Annotated in this window: 11 protein-coding genes; 7 read left to right on the forward strand and 4 right to left on the reverse strand. The window is 42.3% G+C overall.

The features are described 5' to 3' along the window. Window position 1: 1 nt before the first annotated feature. The gene (locus A9J31_RS00780; protein WP_067761561.1) at window positions 2–334 is read right to left on the reverse strand and encodes a DUF485 domain-containing protein; all 333 of its coding nucleotides are present in this window, start codon (window positions 332–334) and stop codon (window positions 2–4) included. A gap of 180 nt (window positions 335–514) precedes the next feature. Here A9J31_RS00780 and A9J31_RS00785 point away from each other — a divergent pair, with 180 nt between their 5' ends. Both A9J31_RS00785 and A9J31_RS00790 read left to right on the forward strand, forming a co-directional pair. After that, window positions 515–4000 carry a hybrid sensor histidine kinase/response regulator gene (locus A9J31_RS00785; RefSeq protein ID WP_067761563.1) on the forward strand — a complete coding sequence of 1162 codons (3486 nt, stop codon included), beginning with the start codon at window positions 515–517 and terminating at the stop codon, window positions 3998–4000. Between the two features lie 422 nt (window positions 4001–4422). Next, a complete protein-coding gene (locus A9J31_RS00790; protein WP_067761565.1) occupies window positions 4423–5190 on the forward strand; it encodes a hypothetical protein in 768 nt (255 codons plus the stop codon). A 101-nt stretch (window positions 5191–5291) separates the two neighbouring features. Here the strand turns inward: A9J31_RS00790 and A9J31_RS00795 are convergent, their stop codons facing one another. Then, a complete protein-coding gene (locus A9J31_RS00795; RefSeq protein WP_067761567.1) occupies window positions 5292–5942 on the reverse strand; it encodes a response regulator in 651 nt (216 codons plus the stop codon). Window positions 5943–6319: 377 nt separating this feature from the next. Here A9J31_RS00795 and msuE point away from each other — a divergent pair, with 377 nt between their 5' ends. The 4 genes from msuE (at window position 6320) to A9J31_RS00815 (ending at window position 10772) form a co-directional block, all read left to right on the forward strand. Continuing rightward, entirely contained in the window at window positions 6320–7054 is a 735-nt protein-coding gene (gene msuE / locus A9J31_RS00800; RefSeq protein WP_067761569.1) for an FMN reductase, read from the forward strand. 36 nt (window positions 7055–7090) lie between these two features. Then, entirely contained in the window at window positions 7091–8197 is a 1107-nt protein-coding gene (gene sfnG, locus A9J31_RS00805) for a dimethylsulfone monooxygenase SfnG (RefSeq protein ID WP_067761571.1), read from the forward strand. A 427-nt stretch (window positions 8198–8624) separates the two neighbouring features. Then, complete coding sequence (locus tag A9J31_RS00810) at window positions 8625–10046, forward strand: cryptochrome/photolyase family protein (protein WP_067761573.1); 1422 nt, start codon at window positions 8625–8627, stop codon at window positions 10044–10046. Between the two features lie 111 nt (window positions 10047–10157). Then, complete coding sequence (locus A9J31_RS00815; RefSeq protein WP_067761575.1) at window positions 10158–10772, forward strand: riboflavin synthase; 615 nt, start codon at window positions 10158–10160, stop codon at window positions 10770–10772. Window positions 10773–10812: 40 nt separating this feature from the next. On the opposite strand, the gene A9J31_RS00820 is transcribed toward A9J31_RS00815, so the two are convergent. Continuing rightward, on the reverse strand, window positions 10813–11991 hold the full coding sequence (locus A9J31_RS00820) for an acyl-CoA dehydrogenase family protein (protein ID WP_067761578.1): 1179 nt from the start codon (window positions 11989–11991) through the stop codon (window positions 10813–10815). Between the two features lie 321 nt (window positions 11992–12312). After that, window positions 12313–14256, reverse strand: coding sequence for an acetate--CoA ligase (gene acs / locus A9J31_RS00825; protein ID WP_067761580.1), 1944 nt, complete (start codon window positions 14254–14256; stop codon window positions 12313–12315). 260 nt (window positions 14257–14516) lie between these two features. Here acs and A9J31_RS00830 point away from each other — a divergent pair, with 260 nt between their 5' ends. After that, window positions 14517–15092, forward strand: a complete 576-nt coding sequence (locus A9J31_RS00830) for a DUF805 domain-containing protein (RefSeq protein ID WP_034703916.1) — start codon at window positions 14517–14519, stop codon at window positions 15090–15092. Window positions 15093–15102 lie beyond the last annotated feature (10 nt).

Genomic DNA, 15102 nt, shown 5'->3' on the forward strand with positions numbered 1-15102 from the left:
CTTAGTGCGGTCCTTTTTCATGAGCGATTGCTTCAACTTCACGCATTGCTTCTTGGTTTAATGCATCCAACTTGTTGTTCGCGATATATGAATACACACCACAAAGCACAAATGACAGAACGATAATGCTCAGACCTAATGGCATCCCAATCGTTGTTACACCACCGCTTACGGATTGCATCAAAAACTCTTTGTTGTAGCCTACAAGCAGCATGAAGCCGACATAAACCACTAACATGATGATCGTCAAAGTCCAGCTTAGCTTACTTTTACGGCTCACCATTTCCTTAAATTTTGGATTCTGTAGAATTTGTTCTACCTGTCTCTCATCCATAATGTTCTCCTTACGCCGAACCTTGGCGTCAATTTTTTAATTCGAATTATTTCGAAGCTAAACTTACCAATGTTCCTTATTGTTTGTAATTTAGACTTTGGTCGTTAAATTTTGAGCAATTACCTTTATAAACGGATGGATGCGGTATTATTAACGCAGGATTAATATGCTGTAGGCTCTATGAATAGTTGGCTCATTGTCGGGGTGCTGGCCCTTTACATCGCATTACTTTTTGTTTGTGCATTCTTTGGTGAAAAGCATGCCAGCAGGCTCAGTACCCGCGGCAGAATGTTACTGTTCAGTCTGACTTTAGGGGTTTACTGTTCCTCTTGGACCTTTTATGGCGCAACTGGTGCCGCGGTTCGTGAAGGCATTATTTTTCTACCGATTTACTTAGGCCCCTTACTGTTCGTCGCTTTAGGCTATGACATTTGGCGCCGTCTCGGTCGTGTACGTCAGCATCATGCCATTTCATCCATTGCCGACTTTGTTGCAGCCCGTTATGGTAAAAGTGGTCCCTTGGCCTCTTTGGTGACCATTCTTGCCGTCATTGCCATTATTCCTTACTTGGCCTTACAGCTTCGCGCCATTGCGCTAAGTGCTACGGTTATTTTAGAGCCGACAGCTGGATTGACAGAAACCACCAATAGCGTGTTGTTCCTCACCGGTATTTTGGCCATTTTGGCCATGATGTTTGGCACACGACAAATTGCCAATACCGAGCAACATGGCGGCCTCATGCTTGCCGTGGCTTTCGAATCTTTTGTTAAGCTTTTTGCTTTATTGGCAGTTGCGCTGTTCTTTGTATTTGAATCACCTGAAAATATGGCACAAATCAGCCATGACATTAGCAGTACATTTAAAGATGTGCAGCTCAAAGGCGTGCCTGAAAGTTTTTGGGTTCAAACATTATTGGCGGCGCTTGCGATCATCTGCCTACCCCGACAATTCCATGTCGCGGTGGTAGAACTCCGTGATGAAAAACATATTCGTGGTGCGCGTCGTTGGTTTGCCGTTTATCTGATTTTAACCATTGTGGCAATTATTCCAATTGCCAGTTGGGCGCTCCATGCAGCACCAGCGTATTTGGCTATTCCAGATGTCGCAGTACTATCGTTACCCTTAAGTTATAACCAAGACTGGTTGACCTTATTGGCATTTTTAGGGGGCTTTTCAGCCTCTACAGGTATGCTATTAGTCTCATCCGTTGCACTCTCAATCATGCTTAGTAATGACTTGATTATGCCTGCACTGTGGCGTACTAAGCTGTTATCTCGTCATGATAAGCGCTTGCCCTTAGTTCTAAAATTCACACGCCGAATTTGTATTTTAGCTGTGATGTTACTGGGCTTCTTGTTTTTCCATTTCTTTAATGACATTGACCAACTTTCAGTTTTTGGCCTGTTAGCGTTTAGTGCGGTGGCGCAATTCGCCCCTGCCCTCATCGGTGGCTTATATTGGCGTGGTGGTAGTAAACAAGGGGTTTATGCGGGTTTAATTACAGGTTTTGGCATGTGGGCATATACGCTGTTATTACCAACGGTATTACGTAGTCTACCTGCACAATTTCAAGATTTTACCAACCAACTTTTAATGTATGGCCCTTTTGGTCTGAGTTGGTTGCGTCCAGAAGCGCTCCTAGGCTTTGAATCTTTTGATGCACTGACACATGGTGTGGTTTGGGCATTAGGTCTCAACATCACTTTGTACATTTGGATATCACGTGTGTTCCGTCCAAGCGTGGCAGAACAAATTCAAGCAGAAAGTTTCTTTTACTATGAAACCAAACCGCTGCCAACACAAAGTGCAAACAATGACATCAGTTATATTCATCACGATGTTGCACGTTTAAAAGTAGGTGACTTAATTACCCTTGCCAAACGTATTACAGGTGATGGTCCAACCACGCGTGCCTTCACTCAATTTTGTGCACAAAACAATGTGGTGCTGAATGAAAATAGCAGTGCCAACGGTATGTGGTGGCGTTTTACCGAACAATATTTAGCGGGAACCATTGGTGCAGCCTCGGCACGTACTCTACTCACCACTGCAATGGTGAATAATGGTTTGGCTCTTGGACAAGTCGCAAATATTCTTGACCAAGCCTCGCAGTGGCAACGTTTTAACCAAAACCTGATCATGACCATGATCGACCATATGACCCAAGGGGTATCAGTTGTCGATGAAAATATGTGTTTGGTTGCTTGGAATAATCAGTACCTCAAACTATTCGATTATCCAAAAGATATTGTTTATGTAGGATGTCCTATCTCAGACTTGATTCGTTATAACGCAGAACGTGGTGAATGTGGTCCAGGTTCGGTTGAAGAACATGTTCGTAAGCGCATGCACTGGATGCAAGTCGGAAGTGCGCATGAGTTCGAGCGTATCCGTAAAGATGGCCGCGTGATTCAAATGCGCGGTAACCCCATTGAAGGTGGCGGCTTCGTAACCACTTTTGCTGACATTACCGCTTTCCGTGAAAACGAAGCCTTACTTGAAGGCCGTGTACAAGATCGTACCCAACAATTGGCCAATGCACTGTCAGAACAACAATTGGCACGTGAACAGGCCGATAAAGCCAACATGTCAAAAAGCCGCTTTATTGCTGCTGCTAGTCACGATTTATTACAACCAATGCATGCAGCGCGTCTGTTCAGCACTGCTTTAGAACAAAGTGTACAAAACGATGATGACCGTAAAACCTTGCAGCAGCTAGACCGTGCACTGCATGGTGCAGAAAGTATGCTCTCTGCCCTGTTGGATATTGCCCGACTCGAAGGAGGGACAATTCAACCGAAACGCCAGCCTTATCCATTACACGATTTGCTCAGTGACCTTGAACTACAATTTAAGTCGATTGCAGCACAGCGTAATATTAAACTCAGCGTACATGACGCTCAGTTCTGGATTGATACTGATCCGCAGTGGATTCGACGCATCATTCAAAACTTTGTCAGTAATGCTTTGCGCTACACAGCACGTGGTCGCGTCGTTGTCGGCGTTCTGCGCTCAGCACGTCCGGGGCACATTCGGATTGGCGTTTGGGATACTGGTCCAGGCATTGCCGAAGAACAACGGATTAAATTATTCCAAGAATTTGAGCGCTGTGGACATACCTCGCCATGGGGTGAACAAGGTTTAGGGCTAGGACTTGCGATCGTGCAACGGATGACCAGCTTGCTCGATTACCCTGTACATGTCTACTCAGAACTCGGTCATGGCTCTTGCTTTATGATTGAAGTGCCCGTGGTAGCTGCACCTAAAGTCGTGGCTGCTCCAACTCAGGCTGTACCGCTCAAAACCAAGGCCTACAAAATTCTTTGCTTGGACAATGATGAAACCATTTTGGAAGGTATGTCGACCTTACTGACCAAATGGGGTTATCAAGTGTTTAAAGCAACAGAACCTGAACAAGCGATGGAATTAATCAAACAGGAAAATATTCAGGTTTGGTTGGTCGATCAGCACTTAAACAATAATAAAATTGGCCTCGATTTTATTGTTGAGAACCGTCAAGAAAATGTACCTGTTGCATTGATCACAGCAGATTCGGATCCTGAACTGCCACAGCGCTTAAAAGATTTGAATATTGTCTTGCTGAAAAAACCTTTGAAACCAGCATCATTGCGTTCTTGGTTATCCGGCTTGAAAATTTCCAAGTAAAGACGCTAGATAGTTATGTGAAAAATGGCCCATTTCAGTCACATGAAATGGGCTTTTCTTTACCAAGAATTTACTTTCAATTACTCAAATGGCGAAAGATCATTGCTCACAGGCAAAATATTTCAAAATCAGCCCAAATTCACGCATATATATTGACCAAAATCATCAATTTTCGAATGCCTATGGCAAAAAATAACCAATCTATAAGTGAACACTTGTACACTTAGTTACAATTTAAAATATCATTGATAAATAAGTAGTTTTAATACTAAAAAAATAAAATTAAAACTTTAGTCGTATATTTATACAGCAGTCTTCGATCTAAAAATGATCATAAGAAATTGATCAGTTTCTAACATCTTTAATGAGCCTTCACCCACTCCATTTGAGAAGCTGATCGATCACTCAATAAGGAGTCTATTGTGAATATTTCTAAAGTTGTTCCACATGGTTTCGATCAAAACCTACAATTTCATCGTCAATATGGTGTTAATTCAATTTTGCCAGAAATTGATTGGTCGACTTTGTTCAAATTCAGTAAGCTCGACGAGACACAAATCGCCGCACTCGAAACCTTATACCGCAGCGCTGTTCCCCTCGCCCTGCAAGTTTTTGATGAACTAAATTTTGACGTGTTCGCACACAACGCCTATAAGCCGCAAGGACTTGGATTGTTCGATCGTTTGGCTGAGCAAGAAGAGCTTCTGTTACAAAGTCTAGAGGCTGAGAGTAATTGCTTAAGTGAAGCAACCCGTCATCAAATTTGGAGCATGTTACTGCGTGGTGGTGCCGTCTTGGTCTTTAAAGCATGGCTCGGTAAAGTCAAAACTGATCAAAACCAACTCGACAAAACCCAATTTGATGAATTGTCAGATTTGCTCTTTATTAAAACCTCACCATTTGAATTGGCACAGCGTCTAGGTGTACATGCCAACTCAAATCAAGATCATATTTTCTTAATGTATGACAACGACGTCTATTTAGATCGATTCAATAGCTTAGAAACAGCGGCGCTGTTTGTTGATCTTGGTGTCTATGATGCGGCATTTTTAAGTCTACGTGATGATCGTGTAGCTGATTATTTAAAATCACGTGGCTATGTGTCTGATGAACAAATTGATGAATTACAGTGTGCACTAAACCCACTGTACTGTACTGATCTCACTCCAAAACAAGACTATATCGCTTAAACCTTGTAATCGATCTCTTTGATCTAGATTCTGTTTGATATAAATGCATCAGCATAAAAAAGACCTCCAAATGGAGGTCTTTTTTATTGCATTGAATCTTGTTAGATTTTTTTCTCATCAATATTTAATGCATTAATGGCTAGAACTGCTTGCGTACGGTTTTGCACACCTAGTTTACGGAAAATTGCAGTGACATGTGCTTTGATGGTTGCTTCTGACACATCAAGTTCATAAGCAATTTGTTTATTCAATAGACCTTCAGCCACCATCATCAATACACGGAATTGTTGTGGTGTGAGTGACTGAATACGTTCAGCCAATGCTGTTTCATCTGCTGCGCGTGGGTCAAAGTTCATGTTGGCTGGTAAATTTGGCGGCAACCAAATTTCACCTTCAAGCACTTGACGAATGGCTTCACCAATATGACTCGGATGTGCCGATTTCGGGATATAGCCCATTGCACCGTGCGCAATAGCACGTTGAATAATTGAAGATTCTTCATGTGCAGAAACCACAATAATTGGAATCGACGGGAACTGAGCACGAATATGCACGAGTGCTGAAAAGCCTGAAGCACCTGGAAGGTTAAGATCAAGCAAAACAAGATCTGGCTCAGGGCCATTTTCAAGTCGTTCATAGCATTCATTGACTGCTGCAGTCTCATGAATTTGCGCCTGAGGCAAACTATAACGAACCGCCTGAATTAAAGCATGACGAAACAGCGGGTGATCATCAACGATTAAAATATTCATAAGCAAGGTGGAGAGATCTTGTGCACAATGACCCTATTCTAACCACACATGCTATGTGATGGATATGCAAGAACTTAATTTTTTGCATTTAATATGTAGAAATTCTGCACAAAATGCGCAATTCTTCTCATTTTCTATAAATCTTTAAATCTAATCACATTTTCATATAAATTTTATCAAGCAACTAAAAAAGCTTATCTAAAAGCAATATATGTTGATATTTCAACAATTTATTTTTTTTATTCCAACTAATTTAGTCCTATTCAGCGCATATCTTAAAATCAGATAACTTTTCTGATTTTGGTTATTTTACAGCTATACCCCCCATCGGGATTAATAAAAGGCATTCCGAGAAACCATCCTTTTAGGTTTAAAAAATGTCTAATTTAAATGTACAAAAACCCCTGAATATTGTTGCTGTGTCAGGTGGTCTAAACAACCCGTCAAAAACTGAAGCATTGGTTCAAGCCATTATTGATGAACTTGGTGATGCAACACCTATCAATGTACATTTCATTAAGTTTAGCGAAATTGGCAATCTATTGGGTGGTGCAATTTACCGCAACCAATTGCCACAACGTGTACAAGATGACTTAGCTGCGGTAGAAGCTGCTGATGCGTTAATTGTAGGTACACCCGTTTACCGTGCATCGTTCACTGGTTTATTTAAGCATTTCTTTGACTTTGTTGAACAAACAGCCTTGGTTGACGTACCTGTTTTACTCGCAGCTTCAGGTGGTTCTGAGCGTCATGCATTGGTACTTGAACATCAACTACGTCCACTATTTAGCTTCTTCCAAGCACAAACACTACCAATTGGTGTGTATGCAACTGATAAAGACTTCACACCTGAATACACCATTCACAGTGAATTATTACGTGACCGTATTACCCTTGCAGTTGCACGTGCTTTACCAATTTTGGAATGGGCTCCTGCAAAAGGTCAACGTGCTGAAGTCGTAAAAGAAAAATCACAACAAGCTAACCAAAACTTGGGCATTAATAAACAAATCGAACAAGAAGAAGTGCTGCCATCTGCTGCTGTACCTAATTTAGATGCGGCTGAAGCACGCCTACACAGCAAAAAACCACCACAAACACAAGTCGCTTAATGCAGCGTTAGCACTTATATCCAGAGGGTTTGCAAAATGTCAGTACAAGATAAAAACATAACATTTGCGTATTGGGTACCAAACGTGAGCGGTGGTTTGGTGGTTAGTAATATCGAACAACGTACCGATTGGAGCTATGACTACAACCTCCGTCTTGCCCAAGCAGCAGAAAAAAGTGGCTTCGAATATGCCTTGACGCAAATTCGTTTCACCGCTGGTTATAATGCCGAAAATCAGCATGAATCAGTCAGCTTCAGTCATGGTATTTTAGCCAAAACAGAAAAACTCAAAGTGATTGCTGCTATTTTGCCAGGCCCTTGGAAACCGGCTTTGGCCGCGAAACAATTGGCCACGATTGACCATCTAAGCAATGGCCGAATTGCCATTAATGTCGTGAGTGGTTGGTTCCACGGTGAATTTGATGCCATCGGTGAAGAATGGCCGGAGCATGACCAACGTTATGCACGTTCTGAAGAATTTATCCGTAGCTTAAAAGGCGTTTGGACTCAAAATAACTTTAATTTTGATGGTAAGTATTACCAGTTTAAAGACTACACGCTGTCGCCTAAACCCATCCAAAAACCACATATTGAGATTTTCCAAGGCGGAAGTTCACGTGCAGCACGAGATATGGCTTCACGTGTATCAGATTGGTATTTCACCAATGGCAACACACCAGCCGAACTAAAAAAACAAATTGATGATATTCGTGAAAAAGCCAAGGCCAATAATCATCAGGTCAAAATTGGTGTGAATGCTTTTGTGATCGCCCGTGATACTGAAGAAGAAGCACAAGCGGTACTCCAAGAAATCATTGCCAAAGCCAATATCCAAGCGGTGAATTCATTTGGTGATGCGACACGTGAAGCAGGTGCTGCCACGGCTGAAGGCGAAGGTAACTGGGCAAAATCAACTTTTGAAGATTTAGTTCAGTATAACGATGGTTTTAAAACCAACTTAATTGGCACACCACAGCAAATTGCTGAACGCATTGTCGAATTAAAAAGTGTAGGTGTCGATTTGGTTCTTTCTGGCTTCTTACACTTTATTGAAGAAGTTGAATATTTCGGTGAAAAAGTGTTGCCACTGGTTCGTGAACTTGAAGCACAACAGCAGCAAGTTGTGTCAGCAAAATCAGCTTAAAACTGATTCTGTACAAGTCCATACAATCAGCATAATAACGATAGAATGGTAACTCCAATTTCATCCCCCAAGGCTCGGCTTGGGGGATTTTTTATGCGGATGGATAAAAGATAAGATCGGCACGCATAGAAATGACATCAAAACATGAGCAATGAATAGTGCGCGCTTCAGATAAAAATCGAAATTTAAAAATTATTTTTGAGCCTGGAAATGTGCTACAGCTTGATGACTTCAACTTAATCACCTTCAAAGTAATCTTGACTAGAATCACCGCCATATCAAATTAAGCAAAAATCTCCATATCATGCGATGTACTAACGTTTGCCTTATCCCAAAGCAAAGCATAAAAACAACTTCTTTGCGTTTATAACTCATTTAGATTTTTATACACTGTTCAATCTTATGCTGCATCCACAAAGGTAGAGCTATGCAATTGGTTTGGTTTCGCCAAGATTTACGACTGCAAGATCACACTGCACTTTGGCATGCTCGACAATCTGGTCCAACGGTTGCGTTCATAGCACTATCCCCACAGCAGTGGGCACTTCATGACGATGCTGCAATAAAAATTGATTGCTACTTAAGGCAACTTCATATTTTGCGTCAGCAATTGGACACGTTGAATATTCCGCTCATCATCCAACATATTCCGCTATGGTCTGGCATTGCCCATACACTCGGTGAAATTTGTATGGAACTAAAAATTAAACAAGTACATGCACATGTTGAATTGGGTGTGAATGAACTACGACGCGATGCGCAGGTTCAACAACAATTAGAACAGCAAGGGATCTCGGTACAGCTTTATCATGATCGAACCCTCTTTCCAGTCGGTAGCATTCGAAATCAATCCAATAAACCTTATCAAGTCTTTGGCGCATTTAAGAAAAGTTGCTATGAACGACTCAGCATCAGTATACCGAGTTGCTACCCAGCCATTGATGCGCAAACCGCTTTAGCCAAGCATGCCCTGTGGCAAACACCCTTCACTCTAGATGATTTTTATTCGGCGAAGATCAGTGCTGAACAGCAAACGCTTTGGCCAATGAGTGAAGCCCATGCACAGCATTGCTTAGATGAATTTATGGCTCATGGTCTAACCCATTATGCGGATGAGCGTGACTTTCCTACGCTGAACAGTACCAGTCGCATTGGGTTATATTTGAACCTTGGAATTTTATCGATTCGTCAATGCCTACAAGCCTTATTTCGTGAGCAAAACGGCTACTTTCATTTAGAAGGCAAAGGACAACAAACGTGGCTAGATGAATTACTTTGGCGAGAGTTTTATCAACATATTTTGTTTGATTTTCCGCGTGTTTCTAAACATCAGCCCTTTCAAATCAAGACAGCACACATAGCTTGGCGTGATGCCCCGCAAGATCTAGAGGCCTGGCAGCAAGGTCAAACAGGTATTCCTATTGTCGATGCTGGCATGCGGCAACTTTTAGCAACGGGTTGGATGCATAACCGTGTTCGTATGATTTGCGCCATGTTCCTGAGTAAAAATTTACTGATTGATTGGCGACTGGGTGAGCAATGGTTTATGCAACATTTAGTCGATGGTGATTTGGCTGCCAATAATGGTGGTTGGCAATGGTGTGCTTCTACAGGTACGGATGCTGTGCCCTATTTCCGTATTTTTAATCCGATCAGCCAATCGCAAAAGTTTGATGCGCACGGTGATTATCTACGCCAGTGGTTACCTGAATTGGCGCATCTTGATGCCAAACAAATTCATGAGCCTTATGCTAAAAATCTGCAATTAGACTTAAATTACCCGAAACCTATCGTAGATTTAAAACAATCACGCTTACGTGCGATTGAGATATTTAAAGCGTTGGGCTGAAATTTTTACATTGCACAGACTGAACAATATTATGCATATTTTCAGCGTAGTGAAAGATAGCCCTCGCTCAATTTAGTCCTTACAATAAGCAAAAACAGAGTAGAGTTCTCCATGTATACAGGCATCGTGCAAGGTTTAGAAAAAGTCTTAGAAGTTCGTCAAGGCAATGGCTTCACGACTTTGGTGATTTCCAATAATCAGAATTTTTTCCACGATGTTTTTATTGGTGCAAGCGTGGCAATTAATGGCGTGTGCTTAACAGCGACACAGATTGATCTTGGCGCAAATCAAGTACATTTTGATGTGTCTGACCTGACCAATCGCTTAACCACATTAAAACTACTCAGCGCAGGTGATGAGGTGAATATTGAACGCTCTGCCAAAGTTGGTGCTGAAAATGGTGGGCATAATTTGTATGGACATATTGAAGGTACGGCTCAAGTCAAACAACTGAGCCGACATGGCGATACCCTGCATTTAGATATTCAAATCCCAAACGGTAATATTAAATATTTCTTTCTCAAAGGCTTTATTGGTTTAAATGGATGTAGCTTGACCGTGAACCGTGTCGACCGCACGACATCAGAAATTTCAGTCGATCTCATTCCTGAAACGCTACGATTGACCACGTGGAAAGACATTCAAGTCGGTGATACCGTCAATTATGAAATTGACCAAACCACACGAACTTTGGTTGATACTTTAGAAAATATTCACCAACGTTAAATATTAAAAAAGCCTCCATTTGGAGGCTTTTGATTTTGATCTACGAGTAAAAACTAGGATCGGGCACTTTAGCTGTCAATACCCATTCACCTAGCTCTTGATATTTATAATCAATTGGATCATGCAATGTCTGTGTCCGCACATTACGCCAGAAACGGTCTAGGTTTAGCTTCGCAGTAGTTGCTCGAGCCCCCATCACTTGGAATATATTTTGGGTTATAAATAATGAACTATTGGTTGCTGCAATTTTTGCTGTTGCAATTGCAATTGACACCTGACCTCGTTGCTCGGCATCCAGGGCTTCGCCAATATCCCATGCCCATTGTAGAGTATGAACCGCTTTTTCAGCCAGCAAGCGTACGCTCTCGAGTTGCACATAAAATTCTGCAAAATGCTTTTGGGTAAAGGGATCATTCACTGCATTTTCAGCTAAAGATTTTGACCATGCTTTTTGGCTTTGTACCGTTTCTTTTGCTGTTTCAAATGCCCCTTCGGCTACCCCCAAGAACATATGTACAAAGATCAACTGTGCAATCAAAGGGCGTAAACTCGAATACGGTGTACTTAATGGGCCTGGGTTCAATAATAATTCATCTTTATGAATTTTCACCTGCTCAAAATGACTAGTGCCACTGTCCGTTTGGCGTTGTCCCATATTGTTCCAATCACCTAAAAAACTGACACCTTCACGCGCGGTTGGAATCACCCCGATCAGTAATTTATTCTCTGCATTGAAGCCTGAGCATAGTAAAACGTCTGAGTCTATTGAACCTGAACAAAAGCTTTTATCACCATGAAATATGAACTCATGTTCAGAAAGTTGAGACGCCGTCGTGCGTCGATCGAGTGGATTTAATGTATTACCCCAAAATAGATTTTCACGCGCCGTTTGTTCAAACCATGGCCCATATTGTTCAGGCTGGGCAAAAAGTTGAACTGTCGCAATCAATAAATGATGGAAACCATAAACATGTGCCAAAGAGCTATCGACTTGCGCAATGGTTTGAATGGTTTTGAAAATCGTATGCCAATCTGCACCCTGCCCACCATATTGTTTTGAAATGGATAAACCCAACAAACCACTTTGGCGAATTAAATCTCGCTGGGCTTTGGGGTTTCCTCCGGTCTTGTCACGCTCTGCTGCGGTCTTGGCAAATTCAGCCGCCAGCTGTTGTGCAATTTCAATAGGTGTTTGAGTCAGTTGAGTAGAAGCATTCATAAGTCTGTCTGATTATTCTATTACCGTTTTAGCTTAACAAAGCTGAGGCATATGGCTTAGCTAAATGCCTGCAGTCTATATCTCTAAAATCTATATCTTGGGATGGATTCAATGCCTAAAGTTAGATAACTTCATGGGCTAAATTTTGCATACGTCGTTTGTGTAATGATCAAATATCATGAACGTTCGCGCTTATTTTTAAGGAAGGAGCACTTTTATGTCCTAACATAAAAGAATGTGTAAGAAGTACCTCTCCTGCTCCAAACCTTCTCCCAAGAGGGAGAAGGTGCTCTCAATCATAATTTTATTGCTAATAAGTCCTTATGACTTTGGATACACTGTCGCAATTAGATGCTCGACCACTTGTGGCTCTGCCAACGTCGAAGTATCGCCTAAACTATCTAGCTCATTTGCCGCAATTTTTCTTAAAATACGACGCATGATTTTACCTGAACGTGTTTTCGGTAACGAGGGTGCCCAGTGTAATGCATCAGGAGTTGCCACAGGACCTAATACTTTACGTACCCACGCTACCAATTCTTGCCGTAATTCATCTGTTTCGACAGCATCCGCCTGTAAGGTCACGAAGGCACAAATTCCCTGCCCCTTAATATCATGTGGCATCCCCACAACCGCCGATTCAGCTACAGCATCATGTGCGACCAAGGCACTTTCAATTTCAGCTGTACCCAGTCGATGCCCTGAAACATTCAAAACATCATCCACACGACCTGTAATCCAGTAATAGCCCGACTCATCTCGGCGCGCACCATCTCCAGTGAAGTATGTGCCTGGATAGGTAGAGAAATAGGCCTCAATAAAGCGCTCAGGATCACCCCAAATCGTCCGCATCTGCCCAGGCCAAGAGTCCTTAATCACTAAGTTTCCTTCCACTGCGCCTTCAAGTTCGTTGCCATCTGCATCGACAATTGCAGGCTGTACACCAAAGAACGGACGTGATGCAGAACCTGGTTTCAAATCAGTTGCACCTGGCAATGGGGTAATCATGAAGCCGCCTGTTTCCGTCTGCCACCATGTATCGACAATTGGACAACGGCTTTCACCCACTACGGTATAGTACCAATTCCATGCTTCAGGGTTAATCGGTTCACCCACCGAACCTAAGAGACGTAAACTGCTGCGGTCACTTTCACGAACAAAGGCATCCCCTTCACGCATCATCGCGCGAATCGCAGTTGGTGCGGTGTAGAGAATGGTGACATTGTGCTTATCGACAATATGTCCGGTCCGAGCCCAACTTGGATATTGTGGTACACCTTCAAACATGACTGTGGTTGTACCATTCGACAATGGCCCATACAACACATAAGAATGTCCCGTAATCCAACCGACATCGGCAGTACACCAAAATACATCATCTTGTTTAAGGTCAAAAACTTCACGGAAGCTGCAATTGACATAGGTTAAATAGCCGCCAGTGGTATGCAAAACACCTTTTGGTTTACCTGTTGAACCTGATGTGTACAAAATAAACAGTGGATCTTCGGCATTCATGGGTTCAGGTGGGCAAATGTCATTCACTGACATAATTTCCATGTGGTACCACAAGTCACGCTCAGGCTTCATTTCAATTGGGTTACCAGTACGGTGTACCACAATCACATTTTGCACCGATGCTGTACCCTGAATGTCTAATGCGACATCCACATTTTCTTTAAGTGGGATCGGCTTACCGCCTCGCATACCACAGTCAGCAGTAATCACCACTTTCGCTTGACTGTCTTCTATACGACTGGCTAATGAATCCGGTGAGAAACCGCCAAAGACCACACAATGTACCGCCCCAATCCGCGTACAAGCCAACATAGCGATTGCAGCTTCTGGCACCATTGGCATATACAGCACTACACGGTCGCCTTTACCTACCCCATGTTTTTTCAATACATTAGCAAAACGGCAGGTTTCATCATGCAATTCTTCAAAGGAAATAATTTTATGCCGTGAGGGATGATCCCCTTCCCAAATGATAGCCGGTTTATGTGGATGCTCTTTTAGGTGTCGATCTAAACAATTGGCACTGACATTGAGCTCACCATCAGCAAACCATTCGATTTTGAAATTATCTTGATGAAAGTTAGTATTTTTTACTTGAGTGAATGGCTTGATCCAGTCAAGCTTTTGCGCCTGTTCCGCCCAAAATTCGTCCGGTTGTTCAATGGATTGCTGATAACGCTCAAAATACTCTGTATCAGTGGTACGCGCGGTTTTCTTAAATTCTGCTGGTACTAGATAGATTTCTTTCATTGTTCGCTTCCTTGATCTTGTTCTATCTCATCACGAGAGCTTGATGGCATTTTGTTGATTGTTTTTTATGCATAATGGCAGTATGTACTGCATATTTCAAATCCGACAATCATGCTTTCGTCGTAGATTATTTATTCAAATTCAATCAGAATAACTTCGGATAACGCTCACTATGGCCAAAGTCAGCCAGATATTGCTATCGTCAAATAAAATGAGTCTCCCACTCTCGCTGTATTTTATACAGGCTTAGGATCTTGCCCATGAATTCAACTGACCCTTCCTATTTCCCTCCTCCTTTTCCTGCAGCAGATCATCCCTTATCGATCAGGGGCCGATTTGGACGTTTAAGTTTTATTGCCTGGTCTGCATTTTTACAGTTTATTTTCTTATGCAGCAGTATTGCGCTAGGTTTAAGTATTGATATTGTGAACATTGCCAGCCTATCGGTAGATTCGAACTGGCAAATTTCCCTACATGGCCTGTCCAGCCTGTTTGCCTTGGCAATCATGCTGGTCTACCTGTATTTCGGTATTGTGATTACGGTACGGCGCTTACACGATCTGGACCGCAGTGGTTGGTGGATGCTGCTATTCTTTGTGCCTTTGATCAATCTTTTTGTCTGGATCTATATCCTGCTTTTTCCAGGAACAAGAGGCAGCAATCAGTATGGCCCAATACGTACAAGCCCCGTCTGGGAAAAGATTGTAGCTTGGCTGGTAATCATTTTTACCGTATTGAGCCTATTGGCGACGACTGCATTATTCTCTTATATGAGTGAAGGTGAACCTTCAAGAATCCCAAGTGAAGTGAAACAAAAAACGACTGAGTTCTTTTAAACCAATTGTG

It is taken from the genome of Acinetobacter gandensis (assembly GCF_001678755.1).
Classification (GTDB): Bacteria; Pseudomonadota; Gammaproteobacteria; order Pseudomonadales; family Moraxellaceae; genus Acinetobacter; species Acinetobacter gandensis.

Coding starts and splice junctions, on each gene's coding strand:
- msuE (WP_067761569.1), top strand. CDS start 6,320: ATGTCTAATTTAAATGTACAAAAACCCCTGAATATTGTTGCTGTGTCA.
- A9J31_RS00785 (WP_067761563.1), top strand. CDS start 515: ATGAATAGTTGGCTCATTGTCGGGGTGCTGGCCCTTTACATCGCATTA.
- A9J31_RS00820 (WP_067761578.1), bottom strand. CDS start 11,991: ATGAATGCTTCTACTCAACTGACTCAAACACCTATTGAAATTGCACAA.
- A9J31_RS00830 (WP_034703916.1), top strand. CDS start 14,517: ATGAATTCAACTGACCCTTCCTATTTCCCTCCTCCTTTTCCTGCAGCA.
- sfnG (WP_067761571.1), top strand. CDS start 7,091: ATGTCAGTACAAGATAAAAACATAACATTTGCGTATTGGGTACCAAAC.
- A9J31_RS00815 (WP_067761575.1), top strand. CDS start 10,158: ATGTATACAGGCATCGTGCAAGGTTTAGAAAAAGTCTTAGAAGTTCGT.
- acs (WP_067761580.1), bottom strand. CDS start 14,256: ATGAAAGAAATCTATCTAGTACCAGCAGAATTTAAGAAAACCGCGCGT.
- A9J31_RS00795 (WP_067761567.1), bottom strand. CDS start 5,942: ATGAATATTTTAATCGTTGATGATCACCCGCTGTTTCGTCATGCTTTA.
- A9J31_RS00810 (WP_067761573.1), top strand. CDS start 8,625: ATGCAATTGGTTTGGTTTCGCCAAGATTTACGACTGCAAGATCACACT.
- A9J31_RS00780 (WP_067761561.1), bottom strand. CDS start 334: ATGGATGAGAGACAGGTAGAACAAATTCTACAGAATCCAAAATTTAAG.